Raw genomic sequence first — 17,083 nt, forward strand, 5'->3', positions numbered from 1 at the left:
TAATTACGCATATTGCCATATAAAGTGAAAATTTAGCAATGAAAAGTTTATTATCTTAAAACTTCGTGTCTTCGTGACTTTGTGGTTTTTTTATAAAAACTCCCGCCACCACTAAATTGAGTAAGGCCATAATCAGTAATTGCGTTAACAAACTCACCTCATTGGCAAAACCAACCATCAATAGCACCGAGGCCACAACCATAAATAACGCGTTAAGGATGTTGTTGGTGGCCATCATTCTAGCACGGTGTTGTTGCGGAGTTTTTATTTGTAATAGCGTATAAAGAGGGACAATATACGCACCACCAAACACCGCTAAAACAAACAGCAAACCTAAACTTAAGATGTTATAGCCATGTTGAATAAATTGGCTAAAATTGTATAAGCTGTTTTGAGTCGTTGGCACATAACCGGCGATCACCGCCACCAACAGCGCCAATGCAACAGACAAACCCATTAACAAAATGCGTGCCATTTTAAGGTAACTTGACCTTTTAACAGCCAAACCATCAAACCCGAACCCACCGCAACGCCCACCGAAAACAGTGTTAAAAACGCCACGACCACGCCATCGTCGCTTATTAAATGAGTTTTTACCAAGGTGGGAAACTGACTCAGCAACACCGCACCCATAAACCAAAACCACGAAATAGCCAACACCGCCCAAAAAGCCTGCCGATGACTGCGACTCAATGCCACCATTGTCCAAGTGCTTTTAATAATATTAAGCTCAACGGCCACGCTGGGGTTTTGCACAGGCAACTTAGCCCCACGACGACTTAACACCAAAAGTCTTACACTCGCGCCATAGCCTAACAGAGCCACCAGCATGACTGTGCCAGCCATTAAAGCCAAACCGTGCTCTAATAACACACCCAAGCCACCTAAAATAGTGCCCAATAAAATCGCAATAAACGTCGAACCGCTGATCAAGCCATTGCCTTGTAATAATTGTTGATTGGGCAATATTTCTGGCAGAATCGCGTATTTTAGCGGCCCAAAAAAAGCCGATTGTGCGCCCATTAAAAACAGTACGATTAATAGACCTTCTAAATGTTGCATCCACAACGCCCACGCGCCTAGACTCATAATCAGCACTTCGGCCAATTTGATTTTTTGCAATAACCAGGCTTTGGGATAGCGGTCGGCCAATTGACCCGCGAGAGATGAAAACAGAAAAAATGGCAAGATAAACAGGCCAGCGGCTAAGGTAATCAGCAAGCCGCTGTTGTCGGTGGTTAATTTAAAGGCGATGAGCATCACCAAAGCATTTTTAAACAGATTGTCGTTAAAAGCCCCCAAAAACTGCACCCAAAATAGAGCAAAAAAAGACGTTTTGGGCGCTAATAACGAGCTGTTTGCAGAGCCATTAAAGGCCTTATTGGGCGCGTGAACTGACACAAATATTTACTGAGTAGCCATTAAATAACCCTGCCACTAAGCCGCAATGCCGCTGTGACGCAGCAATGCATCAATGTGCGGTTCACGGCCTCTAAAGGCTTTAAACAGCACCATCGGGTCTACCGAACCGCCGGCCGCCAAAATACTGTTTTTAAAGCGCGCGCCCGTATCCGGGTTTAGCACGCCGGTCTCTTCAAATAAACCAAATGCGTCGGCCGACAGCACCTCGGCCCACTTATAACTAAAGTAGCCCGCCGCATAACCACCGGCAAAAATATGGCTAAAACTGTGCAAGGTTCTGCTAAACGCTGGCGGCTGTAACACCGCCACTTCGGCTCGAATCCGTCCGATAAGCGATTCTAACGACTCCACCGCATTCGGGTCATAAAAGGCGTGCAGTTCAAAATCGACCAAAGAAAATTCAACCTGACGTAACATCGCCATCGCCGACTGAAAACCACGACTTTGTTTAAGCGCCAAAAACAGCTCTTCGGGCAAAGGTTGCTGGGTTTCAACATGCGATGAAATTAAATCCAATCCTTCACGCTCCCAACAAAAGTTTTCCATAAATTGCGACGGCAGCTCAACCGCGTCCCACGGCACGCCGTTGATGCCCGAAATATCCAAATGCTCCATCTCGGTAAACAAATGATGAATGCCATGACCAAACTCATGAAATAAAGTAGTGACTTCATCGTGAGTTAAGCAGGCCTGGTCAGAACCAATCGGCGGGGTAAAGTTGCACACCAAATAGGCCACGGGCGATTGCAATTGACCGTTAGGATGACGCCAGCGGGTAATGGCCGAATCCATCCATGCCCCGCCACGTTTGTTTTGGCGCGCGTATAAATCCAAATAAAACTGGCCAATGAGCTGATTATTGGCGTTAAACAATTCAAAAAACTGCACGTCTTCGTGCCACGTCGATGCACCGGTTTTGGCCACAATGCGCACGTCAAACAGGGTTTGCGTAATGCTAAACAAACCCTTTAACACCGCCTCGACCGGAAAATACGGCCGCAACACCTCTTGCGATAACGACAGAGTTTGAGTTTTTAATTTTTCAGACGCGTAGGTTACATCCCACGGTTGCAAGGTGTCCAACCCCAAATGGGTTTTGGCAAACGTTTGTAAGTTGGCCAATTCAGCCTGGGCTTGCGGTTTAGAACGCTTGGCCAAATCACGCAAAAAGCCCAGCACCGTTTGCGTGTTTCCGGCCATTTTAGTGGCCAACGAATACTCGGCGTAATTGGCAAAATCCAATAGCAAAGCTAATTCATGGCGTAACGCTCTAATTTGCGCAATATGCGCGGTGTTATCAAACTCGGTATTTTCGGCGCACTCTGACGCGCGGGTTACAAACGCTTGGTAGACTTGGGCGCGTAATGCTCGATTATCGGCGTGCGTCATGACCGCCAAATAAGAGGGAAAATCCAGAGTAACACACCAACCTTCTTGGCCTTTTTGCTGCGCCAATTGCGCCAACAACCCCAACGCACTGGACGGTAAACCGGCCAGCTCGACTGGGTCTAAAATAGACTTTGACCAGGCCTGGGTAGATTTTAAAACGTGGTTACCAAACGCACTGCTCAGTTGCGACAACTGTTGTTTAATGCGTTGATACTCAAGCTGCTGTGCCGGTTGCAAGGCGATGCCACTCAACTTAAAGTTACGTAACGCGTTTTGTATGACCTTTTTTTGCGCCAAGCTGTAATGCGTAAATTCCGCGCTGTCGGCTAACGCTTTAAATTTAGCGTATAAACCGGCATTTTGACCGACTTCGCTATGGTACGCGGTCACAAGCTCCAAACAAGTGGTATAGGCTTTATGCCAATCATCGCTATTATTCACCGCATCCAAATGGCCAACCGGCCCCCAAACGCGTTCAAAATGATTGTCTAACACCTCTAAGGGCTCAATAAAGTTTTGCCAGGTTGGTGCATCGCTTAACGCCACAATATGCGCAATTTGCGCGCGGTTGTCGGTCAATAATTGCTGCACCGCCGGCTCAATGTGTTCCACGTGAAACGCCTTAAACACCGGCAAGCCCGCTACGTTTAGTAAAGGATTGGAATTTAAAACGTTATTAGAGTTTAAAGCGTTAAGTGCAGTGTTCATGACAGACATCTTTACAATAAGTGGAAAGCACTTATTATAACCAATCCCGTGCTCAACGCATCATTAAGCCATTTTAACTTGATTACGACCTGCCTCTTTTGCTTTGTATAAAGCGTTATCGGCTTGTTTAAAAAAGGCTTGTTCACTTTGCTGAGAAAATTGCACCACCCCTAAGCTAATGGTTAAATTTGGTACGGGTAAAAAATCACTCTCCTCAATGGCGTGTCTAAGTTTTTGCGCCACCTGAACCGACTGCTCAAGGGTTTGATGAGTAAGCAAAATAGCAAACTCCTCTCCACCAATTCGATAAAAACCGTCTGTTTCACGCAAATGCTGACTGATAATTTGAGTCATTTTTTTTAAGACCATATCGCCTGCATCGTGGCCAAAATCGTCATTTACACGTTTAAAAAAATCAATGTCAAACATAATCAAACTTAACAACGAATGATAACGTTTAGCGTCCTCTATTCGCTCGTTAAGGTGAGCATTAAACTGACGACGATTGCCAATACCGGTTAAATCATCTTTTAAGGCATTTTTTATTAATTGCTGATGGAGTTTTTCATTTTCAGTCACATCGTTTAAGACCACCACCGCCAAACTTGGATCAGAATCTATTGTGTTGGCTTTAATATCAAAAATTCGGGGCTGATCTTGCAAAAGCAACTTAACTTTATACGATGTTTGTGGATGTGTTAACAAGGTTTCTAACCAGTTTTTAGAATGGTCATTAGGGTTTAAATACCCTGGTTCATCCATAAATAAATGACCAATACAACCGTAAGTTTTTTTAAACTTTTTTAAATTCATGGGCGCATTAAAATAGTTAAAAAAGGCTTTATTAGCCTCTAAAAGTTCTTTGCCATTGGTAATAATTACCACCTCTTGTTCTTGATTAATCACACCCCGATAAAATTGTTTTTGTTTATACAAAACCCAACCTATTGCTGCAAAAAGAACAAGTAAAATTAAACCATTTCTTACCTGATTTAAACTATCTTGCACGTGCTCAAAAGTGTCTAATCCATCATCACCTTCTAACGCCCACAAAGGTAAAAAAGCCAAAATCCAACCATTAAACTGTAAGTTTAATGGGCTGGTTAAGCGACTGTTTACATCTTGTTTTATGTTTGAGTTTATGGTGTTTATGGGATAACGCACCACCAAATAATCTTGCCAAATCACTGGTGTGGTTACATCGTGCAACCAAGTTTGTAAGATTTTTTTTGGCAAATGATTCACGTTTAAAGAGTCTGTTGTTTGTTGTGCTTGATGCTCTGGATTGAATAAAATTGTTTCAGTGCTTTCGTCATTAAGGTGGGGAATTAAAGTAATCAAAGAGTGATTGATAAACTCTAAGGGTTTTTTGTTTATAACCACTTGATTAAGCGTGTTAAGAAGACAAATAACCTCAATAAACCCCATAAGTTCATTCGCCACAAAAATAGGAACAATAGATCTTAAAATAGGCAAATTAAACCCATCCTCTACCTTAACTAAAGGCTTTGCAAGTCTAATAAGTCCCTGCCACTCCCAGGTTTCGATGGCTGAGGTGTGTTGAAATAACAACGGATTTGAACGATATAAAACCTGACCTTGCACGTTTAAAATTTGAAAACAAACCGCTCGGCTTGCCGATTCAGGCTGAATTTGGCGGATAAAATGATGAAAATCACTGGGAATTTTAAGACCCTCAACAGCGGGTTGGTCAAGGGGTGAATAAGATATTAAGTTGGCCGTCTGATTAACGGTTTGATTGTAATAATCCATCTGTTTGGCTAAATTTAACGCCAACATTAACGCATAATTTTGTTGTTCTTGTAACTGCTGGTGAATGTGTTGCTGTGTTTTTTCGGTAACTTGCTGATACAGCGTTTGATTTAGACGAGTTTGTTGGTTTAACTCAAAAATGTTAAACCCAAAATAAAGCGCCGGCAGTAAAACTAATAAACTGCACAGCATCATTTTATAACGCCCAGCTTGCTGAATCACGGCAGTATCACTTATCTTGATGATGGTAAAAGACAGTGTACCGCTTGGTCAAAAAGAGCAAAATCACCCACCAAGGTGATTTACTGGACATTTACTTGATATTTACTAAATATTTGATAGAAAATTATAGAGACCTTTGCACCCTTTTTGAGCACCTTTATTAACCCCAAGTTAAATAAACATGCCCTTTGGGTTAAAACGGTGCGGCGTAAAAATTGTATTTTTAAGGTTTTATTTGGTATCCCATGGCTTTCATGCAATCTTCGTAACTCACAGTTCCAGAGGTTTTTAAGCGCAAATGCAGTGTAGACACACCTTGTGAGTCGTTATTTTGACCTAACGCCTGACTGCGACAATACGCCTGATCAGTGCTAAAGGCACGCTCAGTTTGTTTTATTTTTGGCTCAAATTGTGGGGTTTGCGCGCATCCAGATAATGTAAATACACCCATGCCCAGCATTGAAGCCAATAAGGCACGCAACACAATCTTACGGTGAGTGAAGTGGTTCGCACGATTCATACATGACAATACTAAAGCGGGCTTGACCATAAAAATTTTCCTTTTGAGCTGTGTTTTAAGCGCAGTGATGATTTAAGGCGCTAGTGTAAACAAAAATCGTTAATTTAAGGCGATTTGAGTAGACTTTTTTATTTTGCCTAATAAAACCATTAACCTAGCCGTTAAATCATTGTGAGCACTTGTTTATAGAGACCTTTTCAAGAGTAAAGTACAAGAAAAAATGCAAAAAAACTTTAACCATTTTTAGGCGTACATCCACTTTTGCAAAGATATTTTATAAAAACTCATTTTATGAGAACGCATTTTAAAGCGATTTTTCAACGGTATTAGCAACCTTATCTAAACCAGAACTTACGTTTAGCGTTTGATTTGACTCAGCCAACTGCAATCGAGCAATGCGTTTAGACAAGGTATGCAATTGTTTTAACCCATCGATTAATTGCATCTCATATCTAAAGACTTTTAAGCGTTCTTCGTCCGGTCTAAACCGCTTAACTTGATGGGTCAGCGCGTCTTGAATAAGGTGGTCTATGGTCTGCTTTATAGCCAAGACCGCCATCGCCGATTCACTGTCTTTGCTGTAAATACTCTTTAACGCATTGTCCATCGCCTTACCCACCTCAGAGGTTAGTTGCCCCACCAGATTGAGCATGGTTTCACTGGGTTTAATATTGTCTTGAGTCATTTCATGCAAAATTTGCAATAAATTTGAACCGGCCGCTTCCAGCATCGATTCTAAATTATTCACCACATTCATTAATTTCATGTACTCGGTTTGCTCTTCTGGCGTCAGTTGATTTTGCCCAGTTTGCCCTAAATAACTTAATATTTGCCGTTGATACGATCGTAACCGCTGCAAGGTTAAATCCTCGCGTGACAAACGATCAAAGTTAGGATTGGCAATCATCGACACAACCCGCTTGTAAAATAATCCTACCTGTTTTTGATAATGTTCTAATTCAAGGTTAACCGCTTTCATCGCTAAAGATGGCGTATGCGTTAACGATTTGTCTAAAAACTCGGCCTGAAATTCACCAGTGGTTTTTTCCTCAGACAACACAGGTAATATTTTATAGACCACCCATAAAAAAACCGGAATAAACGGTAAAAACACCGCTAAACATACCACTTTAAATAAGGTATTGGCGTTGGCAATCTCTCTGGGTGTATTTTCGGCCAACATCGCCACAGAGCCATCGCTAACGGTAGCGTGTGCCGAAATAGCTACCGCCATATTGGCTAATTCGGGAATAAAGGGCAACCAAATTAACACCCCATAAATATTAAACTGTACGTGAATCAATGCGGCACGCAAGGCTTCTCGGGATTTGCCAATGGCCGCCAATAAGGCAGTAATGGTGGTGCCAATGTCTGCACCCAAAACCAAGGCAATTCCAGCCGGTAACGTTAAAAAACCGTTGCTGGCCATAACAATTACCACCGCAATGGTGGCCGACGACGACTGCACTAAGGCGGTAAAAACCAAGCCTAATAAAATGCCGTAAAACGGGTTTTGCATCTGTTGCATTAGGTCTAAAAACGGTGGGTAGTCACGTAAAGGTGCCATGCCTTCGCTCATTAAACTCACCCCAAAAAATATTAAACCCAACCCCATTATTAAATCGCCCAACGCTTTTTTGCGTCGCAACTTGGCCAAAAATTGCATACTAAACCCAATCGCAATCATTAACAGGGCAAAGTTAGTGACCTTAAACGCAACAATTTGTGCGGTGATGGTCGTACCTAAATTAGCCCCCATAATCACACCGGCGGCTTGGGTTAAAGTAATTAAACCCGCCGAAACAAACCCAACCACCAACACCGTGGTGACCGATGAACTTTGAATAACAGCCGTTATGCCTGCACCGGTTAATGCGCCCATAACCCTATTATTGGTAAGCTTAGCCAAACCCACTTTAAGCTTGTCGCCCGCCACCACCAGCAAGCCTTTTACCATCTGCTCCATGCCAAACAAAAACAGCGCCAAACCACCAGCCAGCCACATAAACATCGCTAACCAATCAATTTTATTGGCCGCATTTTGTTCTATTTGAGTTTGTGAAAACGCCGCCGTGGCCAACAAAGAACCCACCACCATTAACAGCAGCAAAAAAGGCATCGGCGAAAAAGAGTGCGTAAAACCAACCGAGCGTTTCATACGCTATCCCCTTACTGGTAAATAATTTAAACCACAATCATAGCTTGGTTAGTTTTTTAAAGCGGATTTAAATCCCTTTATCGTTTTATAAAGCCAGGATTTAAACAGTAGAATTTTTATAAAACACTTTAATTAATACGTACTATTTATAACTTTATTTAAAAAAATATTATATTAACGTTTGATTATATGTTTTAATAAAACCGCTTAAAACTTGCACACTTTAATGAAAGGAATCTATAAATGAAAAAACTCACTCTATCTTGGTTAAGCGCCGCTGCCTTAGCTGGCTTAATGTCTGCATCATTGGTACATGCCGCGCCAGCCCCAACCGATGAGAAAAAACAAACTCCTCAAGGACTGTACGTTGACGCCAAAGAAACCGCAGAGATGATGAAAAAAGACCCAAAAGTTATTTTAGTGGACGTACGCACTCCGGCCGAATGGCAATTTGTCGGTTACACCAAAGACGCGCAAATTATGATTCCATCGGTATTTTTTAAATACGACGGCATGGACGACAAAAAACCCCGTTACCGCTCTATGCCCAATGCCAACTTTGTGGCCGAGCTAGAAGGAAAAGCCGCTGAATTGGGCGCAGATGAAAACAGCACCTACATTTTAATGTGTCGTTCGGGCGCGACGCGGGCGCAACCTGCCGCTAAAATGATGGCTCAATACGGTTACAAAAATGTTTACGTAATGACCGATGGTTTTGAAGGCGACAAAGTTAAAGAAGGCGATAAAAAAGATTTTCGCATTAAAGATGGCTGGAAAAACGTTGGTTTACCATGGACTTACGACTTAGATGCTAAAACAGCGTATATTGAGAAAAACTGATTTTATTCTTCAGAAAAGTTTAATTTAAAAACCGCTGAGTTTATAAACTCAGCGGTTTTTTTGTTTCACGTGAAACCTTAAAACCCTTAGAAACCTTACTATTTAGAATCAATACTTGGTCGTGCCAAACTAAATCTTTGGCGAGTATGGCTATAATCGTTACCCGACATTTTACCTACGGCATCGAGCAATTCGGCATCAATAGCGCCGTTATTTAACACTTCATCCGCCACATTTATGCCTAATACGTCTAACAAAATAATCACCCCTCCTCCGGGTTGATTAGACAAATTAATAACCTCTCGTAAACGACATTCAAACTGCATTTTAGCGTCTTTAACCGCTAGGGCATCAACCGATTGACTGACAATAGATTCAATACCCACTTGCTCAAACTCACTCACGCCCAATGGATATTGCGCACTGGTGGCGTTCATTTTTTCGGCCAAATGCGCGCTGACAATATTCACCACACAGCTTTGAGTGCTCTGCAAATTAGCCAGAGTGTCTTTTATAGGTTTGTCATTAGCGTTAATGTGCGTAATGCTTAAAATAGGTGGTTGCACGCTGGCCACCGTAAAAAACGAGTAGGGCGCTAAATTGGCTATTCCATCGCTATCAAGTGTGCTCACCCAGGCAATAGGACGCGGTACTACGCCGCTTACTAACAGTGAATAGAGTTTTTGGGTGGGCAGTTCCTGAGCATTAAAATACATTATTACCTCGCTTTGCGTAAATGCGCGTTATTAAATTTTTAAAGACCTTTACACGAATGGGATACAAGAAAAAAATGAGGAAAGTTTTAATCATTTTGGCCGTACGTTCATTCGTGCAGAGGTCTCTTTTAAATGATTATAATCATTTAACCAGGCCTGGTCAGCCTTAAAAAAAGCAAATATTCTCTAAATTAATAAGCATTCTTTGCGATAGTAATGTCTAAAGGGAAAATTCAATAAATGCAAATTATCGCCAAGTTTTTTATGGATAACATGCTAATATTTATGCATATTAATAACTGGCACCTTGCTTCAATTTAATCGAAGTTGCCTAACCCCTAGGAGCTCAATATGTTTGCAATATACAACATTGATGGGCGACGTTTTAGAGATAATTTAGAGGCTTTAAAGCGAGTACGAGCGCCCGATCCAAGTGAAGCGTTTAACCTCCACAGTAACGTTGCGCAAGATGAAACGGTCATTATTCAAGGTCTTAAAACCGAAACCTTAAACACCAAAGGACTTGAAGCTTACCGAACTATGTTGCACCTAAATGAACGTGCACCCATTTTTCATGCCTATCAACTGATGAGTCATCCCGTGATTACCTTGCCAATTGATTTACCTATTATTGATGCCTATCAATTGATGAAAAAACACAAATTTAATCAAATGCCGGTAAGTACTGCACAAATGCAATTGGTTGGATTAGTCACCCTAACCGATTTATTAGCCTTTATTATTGACGATAATAACAAGGTTTCATTTGTAACCAATAAAACGGTTAAAGATGCTATGACCTCTGAAGTTATTACTGCAGACCCTGTTTCGGATGTACGGCGTATTGCACATGTTATGGTGGAATATAATTTAACCAGTGTTCCCATCGTTAATGATCAAGATAATTTAATTGGCATTGTGACACGCACCGACCTGCTTAAAGCCATGCTAAAAGATCCACCGCTTAGTCTTTGGAGTTAAAAGCCCTTTAACAAGGCCAACAACATGGCACTCACCGAATCTTTAGCCATGGCCACACCGACTGATTGACTTTGATTGCGCTGTACCAAAACGTACGCCATCGCAAACGCCTCTTTACCTGTGTCAATTGCGCTTTGTAAATGCAATGCGTGTTCGACGTAATCGACTATTTCAACTGTTTCTCCGGTACGATTTTTCCAGGCGTCGCACAAGGCACTTAACGTGCCATTACCCAGGCCTGTCCAGATTTCTCCATTCACTTCAATAGACAATTTTTCTTGCTGACCTGTTTTATCCAACTGATAGTGATTAAGACTAACCTCTTGATTATTAAGTCCATAATACGCACTAAATGCATTATATAAATCAAGATGACTGACCACCCCGCCCTGCTGTTCGGCCAAGGTTTGCGCCACTGGGGCAAAATCGACTTGCACCCATTTGGGTAAATTTAAGCCATATTCTTGCGCCAACACAAACGCCGAACCCGCTTTGCCCGATTGACTGTTAACCCGAATAATTGCTTCGTAATCACGGCCTAAATCTTTCGGATCAATGGGCAAATAAGCCACATTCCAGGGTTGATTGGCGTGCTGTTTTAACAAACATTTTCTGATTGCATCTTGATGACTGCCCGAATAGGCGGTGTACACCACTTCGCCCACCCAAGGATGACGGGGATGCGTTTTAATCTTAGTGACCTCTTCGACCACTGGAATCCACTCTTTGGGGTTTTGCAGATTTAATTTAGGGTCAATGCCTTCGCTGTACAAATTCATCGCCAAGGTCACAATGTCCATATTACCGGTGCGTTCGCCGTTGCCTAACAACGTACCTTCAATGCGATCCGCACCGGCCAACAAGGCTAATTCGGCGGCGGCCACAGCACATCCTCGGTCGTTGTGGGTGTGAATTGAGATAAGCACCGATTGTCGATTATTAAGTTTATTTATAAAGTATTCCACCTGATCAGCAAAGCGATTGGGTGAGGTACTTTCAACGGTGGCGGGCAAATTTAAAATGCATTTTTGTTGGGGTGTGGGCGACCAAACGTCCATCACCGCCTGACAAACTTCTACCGCGTAATCGGTTTCGGTTTGCGAAAAACTTTCGGGTGAATATTGAAAGACAAACTGACTGTTTGGAAAATCCACTTTAGCTTTTTGGGCGTACTCTTGCACCCATTGCGCGCCCTGCACCGCCATGGCTTTGATGTCGGCTTGGGATTTTTCAAAAACGCAATCGCGTTGTACTTTTGAGGTGGTGTTGTAGACGTGAACCACGGCCTTATTAACGCCTTGTAACGCTTCGTAAGTGCGTTTTATTAAGTGTTCACGTGCTTGCACCAACACCTGAATACTCACGTCGTCTGGGATTAAATTGTCTTCAATCAACCGGCGGGTAAACTCAAATTCAACCTTACTGGCCGATGGAAATCCCACTTCGATGGTTTTAAACCCCAACGCCACCAATTGATGCCATAGCAACAATTTTTGCTCAACCGTCATTGGATTGGCCAACGCTTGATTGCCATCGCGCAAATCGACACTGACCCATAACGGCGCCTGGGTTAAAAATTGGTTAGGCCATTGTCTATTGGGTAAATTGGGCGTGGGTGTACGTTGGTATTTTTGGGGATTCATCATTCTCACCTAAAAAATAGTAAAAAAACAGTAAGAATATTGTATGACCAGGCCTGGTCAATTTTATTGTGTTTTATTGTTTAATTTAGATTAAATTTAGAATTTAATTTTAATATTTAAATTATTATTAGCATTAAATATCAAAATTATCTTTTATAGCTTTTATAAGGACGTTTATGCAACTGGATCAGTACGACAAACTTATTTTAAATGCGCTGCAGAATAACGGTCGTTTAACCAATCAAGAAATGGCCGACCAAATTGGTTTGTCGCCGTCGGCGTGTTTACGACGTTTTAAAACTTTAGAGACTTCAGGGGTTATTACTGGGTATAGAGCGTTGTTAGACGCTAAAAAGTTAGGTTTAGATTTGATGGCTTTAATTCACATTTCTATGGACAAACATACCAAAGAACGCTTTAACCAATTTGAAACCGCTGTGCAGGCCTTGCCAAACGTTTTAGAGTGTTTATTACTAACAGGGCAAAGTGCCGATTATCAATTAAAGGTGGTGGTAAAAGATTTAGAAGCCTATCAAGATTTGCTGTTAAATCATGTTACTCAAATTGAGGGCGTTAGCGGTGTACACACCAGCTTTGTCTTGCGAAAAGTGATTGATAAAATGGCGATACCATTATAAAACTGCTTTAGTTAAATAACGTTCCAACAAACTGTACAACAATGGCACATTAATTGGCTTGGTTAAATATTCATTTAAACCATGCGTTAAAAATTGTATCGAATCCCCTTCCATCGCGTTAGCCGTAACTGCAATAATAGGCATGGGAGGTAAATTTTGTGTTTTTTCTAACTGTCTAATGCGTTGTGTGGCTTCTATACCCGATAAATTTGGCATATTTTCATCCATTAAAATAATATTAAAAGTTTGATTATTGGTTTGATTTTTAAACGCTTCAACCGCTTCTAACCCGTCATTGGCCACTTCAGACGTTAAACCCACTTTTTTTAACAAGGTGGTTAATAATTTTTGATTGATAATATTGTCCTCCACAATCAATACATGTCCTGCAAGTTGTGTTGGCATTTTTATCGTAGAGGTATGCGTTTTTTTGAGTGTATCGTTTGAGCTAATGGGCGCGACAACACTAAAGGTAAATTGACTGCCTAACCCTAATTCTGATTGAACGCTAATATCTCCTCCCAATAGCTTTGTTAATTTAGTAGAAATAGCCAATCCTAACCCTGTGCCACCGTATTTACGCGTGGTAGAGGCATCGGCTTGTATAAAAGCATTAAAAATAGAACTTTGTTTTTCAGGTGCTATGCCGATGCCTTGATCTTTTACGCTTATGTGTAAGGTTTGTGTTGCTAATTGGTAGGTTATTTCAACCGTAATCTCAGAATATTCAGGGGAAAACTTAACGGCGTTAGACAATAAATTATTTAAAATTTGTTTAATTCGAAACGCATCAGACACCGCATATTCTGGAACATTATTATTAACTATTAGCGTAGTTTTAATGTGTTTTGTGTTGAAACGCGATGCAAATAAATCCAAACAATTCTGCACCTCTATTTGCGGATTAAATGCTTTTTGCTCTAACATCATTTGATTACTTTCAATTTTACTAAAATCTAAAATATCATTAATAATGTTAAGTAAATTTTGGCTTGCTTCAATTACAGTATTTAAATAATTGACTTTTTTAGGCTCTGTTTCTTCTTCTTTTAAAAGGTGAATAAAACCAATAATAGCGTTCATTGGAGTACGAATTTCGTGCGACATGTTGGCTAAAAATTGACTTTTTAACATACTCGCTTCTAAGGCTTTATTTTTTTGAATGTGCAAATTTTCAATAAGTTGATTATTTTCATATAACAACTCTAAATTCTTAGTAATGTTTTGGTTAAACAGTTTTCCGTTGCGCAACATAAACAAAATAAACACTAAAATCATTACCGCAAACAGATAATTAGCCATTTCTCCCATGGTGCTATAAACCAATAAAACCGGAATTAAAATGATAAGTAAAAAACTGTAAAAATAATGTTTAATCGGAATCAGTGACGCGGTGCTGCCAGCCACAATACCGGCTAAAGCAATAGTAATGTAGGCATTAGTAAGTGGATTGTTTGAATCAATAAATAACAACGCACTTACCCCCCAACCCAATGCGGTAAGCACCACCAAAGCAAACATTAATTTGTTATAACTGGGTTGATAATGTTTTTCTATTTTTTTAGCAAAATTAAACCCTATCAATAAGCGTGCGACAGAAACTAATGCCATAAACGCAAACCATAACCATAACGTTAAAGACGGTGTAAATTGCGCCAAAATAAGCGTCAGTAAACTCGCCACTCCAAAATTACCCAAACTGCTGCTTAGATTATTATTTAGCACTAGTTTTAACGTACTAATATGCAAATAATCCAGGCGTTTTTGAGTTTGAATATCTGCTTTAATGCGTTGTGAAGTGAACATGTTTTGAACCTATTAATGAGTTACTTTACTCAAAATTAAAGTCATTTAAAACTTTAACCGGTGGTTTGCCGTCGTAAATCAAATTAGTTCGATATTGCAAATAACTTTCTCTGGCAAACACATAAGGATCAGGTTGATTTTTTAAATTATCCACCAAGCTCACCACTTTACTGTATGCAACAAAACCTCGTGCACCGGCTATTAAGGCTCTGTCAGAATTATCTACGTCTACAATGTGATTATAAAGAGGGTCGTTTACTGAATCGACCATTGAACCGGCTAAAGAACGGACTGTGTAAGGTCCTACAATCGGTAAAATTAGATAATTTGATTCTTTCCATACACCCCAGTGATAGAGCGTTTGACCAAAATCTTCTTTTTTATCTTCTAATCCAGCCGGCGTTGCAATGTCTAAAATTCCTAATAAACCAAAGGTACTGTTAATTGAAAATCGCATAATTTCAGATAAACCATCTTCAGTTTTGCCTTGCAATAAACTGTTTAAAGCGCTTAACGGAGTGGTGAGATTGTTTAAAAAATTATCAATACCAATTTTTGCCGGTAATGGCATAACGGTGTTATAGGTATTAACAACAGGCGAACCAATGTATTCGTTAAAACCCATATTAAAATCAAATATGGCACGGTTATAAGTTTCATAAGGGTCATTAGAACCCATAGGTGAAGCAGTTTGTGCTTGATTTGCGTGTACTGATAAACTCATTAAGTTAACCAAGATGAGTACGCTAAAAATAGAAAATTTTGAAAAAATTAGTTTTATAGAATTCATAAAAATCATAGAAATACAGTCAGTTAAAATGGATTGAAAACTCTGCATAAATAAATTTATAAGGCCTTTGCACGTGTGCAAAGGCCTCTTATGCATTAATAAAAATTTAAGGTTGTTTAATTGGCATTGTACAAGGTATTTGTATTTGAAAAATAGCTTGTTTAAAGAGTTCTAAAATTTTTGGACGAGTAAACGTTTTACGCCATGCTATGGCCACAGTTCTTGTTGGAACAGGGTCATGTAAGGGTTTAATCGCAAAAAGGTCTTCATCGCGTTCTGAGAGCGAACTGCATGGAAAAATAGACAAACCTGCACCTGATGAAACCATATAACGAATCGTTTCAAGTGAACTGCCTTCAAATGTGCGCTGTAATCGATCACTTTGATAATTTAAATGCATCAAATTAGGAAAATTTTCAATAACTTGATCTCTAAAACAATGTCCCGATCCTAGTAATAATACACTTTCGTTTTCAATATTTTTAAGACTTAGGGTTGTTTTAGTGTTTGCCAAAGGATGGTCTTTTGGCACTATAACTTTAAAAGGTTCGTCAAAAATAGCCAAGGTTTCAATATTTGGTTCAGAAAAAGGCAATGATAAAATAACAATATCGAGTTCACCCGATTGCAATTTATTGGCTAAAACATGAGTGTAATTTTCTTCAATAATAAGTGGAACTTTAGGCGCTAAAGCATGAAATTTTGGAATCAATTTAGGCAATATATAAGGTGCAATTGTGTAAATAGCCCCAATCTTAAGTTCGGATGAATAATCTCCCTGTGCATCAAGAGCAAGTTCTTTAATGTCTTTGCTTTTTTCTAGTATTTCTTCTGCTAGTTCAATTACTTTTTTTCCCATTGGGGTTATTAATATATCTTGTTTACATCGTTCAAATAATATTATGCCTAATTCATCTTCCAGTTTTTTAATGGCCACACTTAAAGTCGGTTGACTAACAAAACAGGTTTCAGCGGCTTTTCTAAAATGTTTTTCACGGGCAACTGCCACAATGTATTTAAGTTCACTTAATGTCATTTTGGGGGTTTAATCTCTAAAAATTAAGGGTTAAACAAAAAGAGTCAGGTTGTTTTTAAGTGACTTATTTAAGGCGATGTGTGCATAAACTTATGCACTATTAAAGTATATAGATTTCTTTATATATTCTTTTTGTTATTTTTATTAGCAAACTTTATTCTGTAGATAAGCTTTATTTATTCATAGCAATCATTACGTTAACATGTGGTTAAGCTCTGTATGAATGGCTGTATAACCCATGTGTGTAAGTGTGGGTGTTTTGGGGATAAAAATCCAAAAAACCAAAAAAGCTAAAGTTATCCACAAAATAGCAGGTTTTATCCCAAGGCTTTAATGCCGTTTTTTTAGTGGGTTTTGCGCGTTAAAAATGGCTTTCGCCATGCGTGCGACGTTATAGCAGGTTAAATTAAATTATAATGGCTTTTTTAAATTTAAGCCCTT

At 39.9% G+C, this 17,083-nt stretch carries 14 protein-coding genes; 3 read left to right on the forward strand and 11 right to left on the reverse strand.

Annotation, left to right across the window (positions count from 1 at the left end):
- Positions 1 to 55 precede the first annotated feature (55 nt).
- From EP181_RS00075 to EP181_RS00100, 6 genes are all read right to left on the reverse strand, one after another.
- Entirely contained in the window at positions 56 to 475 is a 420-nt protein-coding gene (locus EP181_RS00075; RefSeq protein WP_127469831.1) for a hypothetical protein, read from the reverse strand.
- Entirely contained in the window at positions 457 to 1,401 is a 945-nt protein-coding gene (locus EP181_RS00080) for an MFS transporter (protein ID WP_172959647.1), read from the reverse strand. The genes EP181_RS00075 and EP181_RS00080 overlap by 19 nt, the downstream gene beginning before the upstream one ends.
- 36 nt (positions 1,402 to 1,437) lie before the next feature.
- Entirely contained in the window at positions 1,438 to 3,519 is a 2,082-nt protein-coding gene (locus tag EP181_RS00085) for a M3 family metallopeptidase (RefSeq protein ID WP_127469833.1), read from the reverse strand.
- Between the two features lie 63 nt (positions 3,520 to 3,582).
- Positions 3,583 to 5,514: a GGDEF domain-containing protein gene (locus EP181_RS00090; protein ID WP_127469834.1), complete on the reverse strand. Its 1,932-nt coding sequence runs from the start codon at positions 5,512 to 5,514 to the stop codon at positions 3,583 to 3,585.
- 223 nt (positions 5,515 to 5,737) lie between these two features.
- The gene (locus EP181_RS00095; protein WP_127469835.1) at positions 5,738 to 6,064 is read right to left on the reverse strand and encodes a hypothetical protein; all 327 of its coding nucleotides are present in this window, start codon (positions 6,062 to 6,064) and stop codon (positions 5,738 to 5,740) included.
- 274 nt (positions 6,065 to 6,338) lie between these two features.
- Complete coding sequence (locus tag EP181_RS00100) at positions 6,339 to 8,192, reverse strand: Na/Pi cotransporter family protein (RefSeq protein WP_232023443.1); 1,854 nt, start codon at positions 8,190 to 8,192, stop codon at positions 6,339 to 6,341.
- A 243-nt stretch (positions 8,193 to 8,435) separates the two neighbouring features.
- Here EP181_RS00100 and EP181_RS00105 point away from each other — a divergent pair, with 243 nt between their 5' ends.
- Positions 8,436 to 9,032, forward strand: coding sequence for a rhodanese-like domain-containing protein (locus EP181_RS00105; RefSeq protein WP_127469836.1), 597 nt, complete (start codon positions 8,436 to 8,438; stop codon positions 9,030 to 9,032).
- Between the two features lie 98 nt (positions 9,033 to 9,130).
- Here EP181_RS00105 and EP181_RS00110 read toward each other — a convergent pair whose 3' ends face one another.
- Positions 9,131 to 9,748, reverse strand: a complete 618-nt coding sequence (locus EP181_RS00110; protein ID WP_127469837.1) for a flavin reductase family protein — start codon at positions 9,746 to 9,748, stop codon at positions 9,131 to 9,133.
- 351 nt (positions 9,749 to 10,099) lie between these two features.
- On the opposite strand from EP181_RS00110, the gene EP181_RS00115 reads away from it, so the two are divergent.
- Positions 10,100 to 10,729, forward strand: a complete 630-nt coding sequence (locus tag EP181_RS00115; RefSeq protein ID WP_127469838.1) for a CBS domain-containing protein — start codon at positions 10,100 to 10,102, stop codon at positions 10,727 to 10,729.
- Here EP181_RS00115 and EP181_RS00120 read toward each other — a convergent pair.
- Entirely contained in the window at positions 10,726 to 12,372 is a 1,647-nt protein-coding gene (locus EP181_RS00120; RefSeq protein ID WP_127469839.1) for a 2-isopropylmalate synthase, read from the reverse strand. The genes EP181_RS00115 and EP181_RS00120 overlap by 4 nt on opposite strands.
- 176 nt (positions 12,373 to 12,548) lie before the next feature.
- Between EP181_RS00120 and EP181_RS00125 the strand changes: the two genes are divergently transcribed.
- Positions 12,549 to 13,010, forward strand: a complete 462-nt coding sequence (locus tag EP181_RS00125) for an Lrp/AsnC family transcriptional regulator (RefSeq protein WP_127469840.1) — start codon at positions 12,549 to 12,551, stop codon at positions 13,008 to 13,010.
- Here EP181_RS00125 and EP181_RS00130 read toward each other — a convergent pair.
- Genes EP181_RS00130 through EP181_RS00140 form a run of 3 tightly spaced genes read right to left on the reverse strand, consistent with a single transcriptional unit; the run spans position 13,005 to position 16,642 of the window.
- Entirely contained in the window at positions 13,005 to 14,816 is a 1,812-nt protein-coding gene (locus EP181_RS00130; RefSeq protein WP_127469841.1) for an ATP-binding protein, read from the reverse strand. The two genes, EP181_RS00125 and EP181_RS00130, sit on opposite strands and share 6 nt — an antisense overlap.
- 25 nt (positions 14,817 to 14,841) lie before the next feature.
- Positions 14,842 to 15,654, reverse strand: coding sequence for an MlaA family lipoprotein (locus EP181_RS00135; RefSeq protein ID WP_232023444.1), 813 nt, complete (start codon positions 15,652 to 15,654; stop codon positions 14,842 to 14,844).
- 58 nt (positions 15,655 to 15,712) lie between these two features.
- Positions 15,713 to 16,642 (reverse strand): hydrogen peroxide-inducible genes activator, encoded by a 930-nt coding sequence (locus EP181_RS00140; RefSeq protein ID WP_127469843.1) that lies wholly within the window; start codon positions 16,640 to 16,642, stop codon positions 15,713 to 15,715.
- Between the last annotated feature and the right edge of the window lie 441 nt (positions 16,643 to 17,083).

This window comes from Thiomicrorhabdus aquaedulcis (assembly GCF_004001325.1).
Lineage (GTDB): Bacteria > Pseudomonadota > Gammaproteobacteria > Thiomicrospirales > Thiomicrospiraceae > Thiomicrorhabdus > Thiomicrorhabdus aquaedulcis.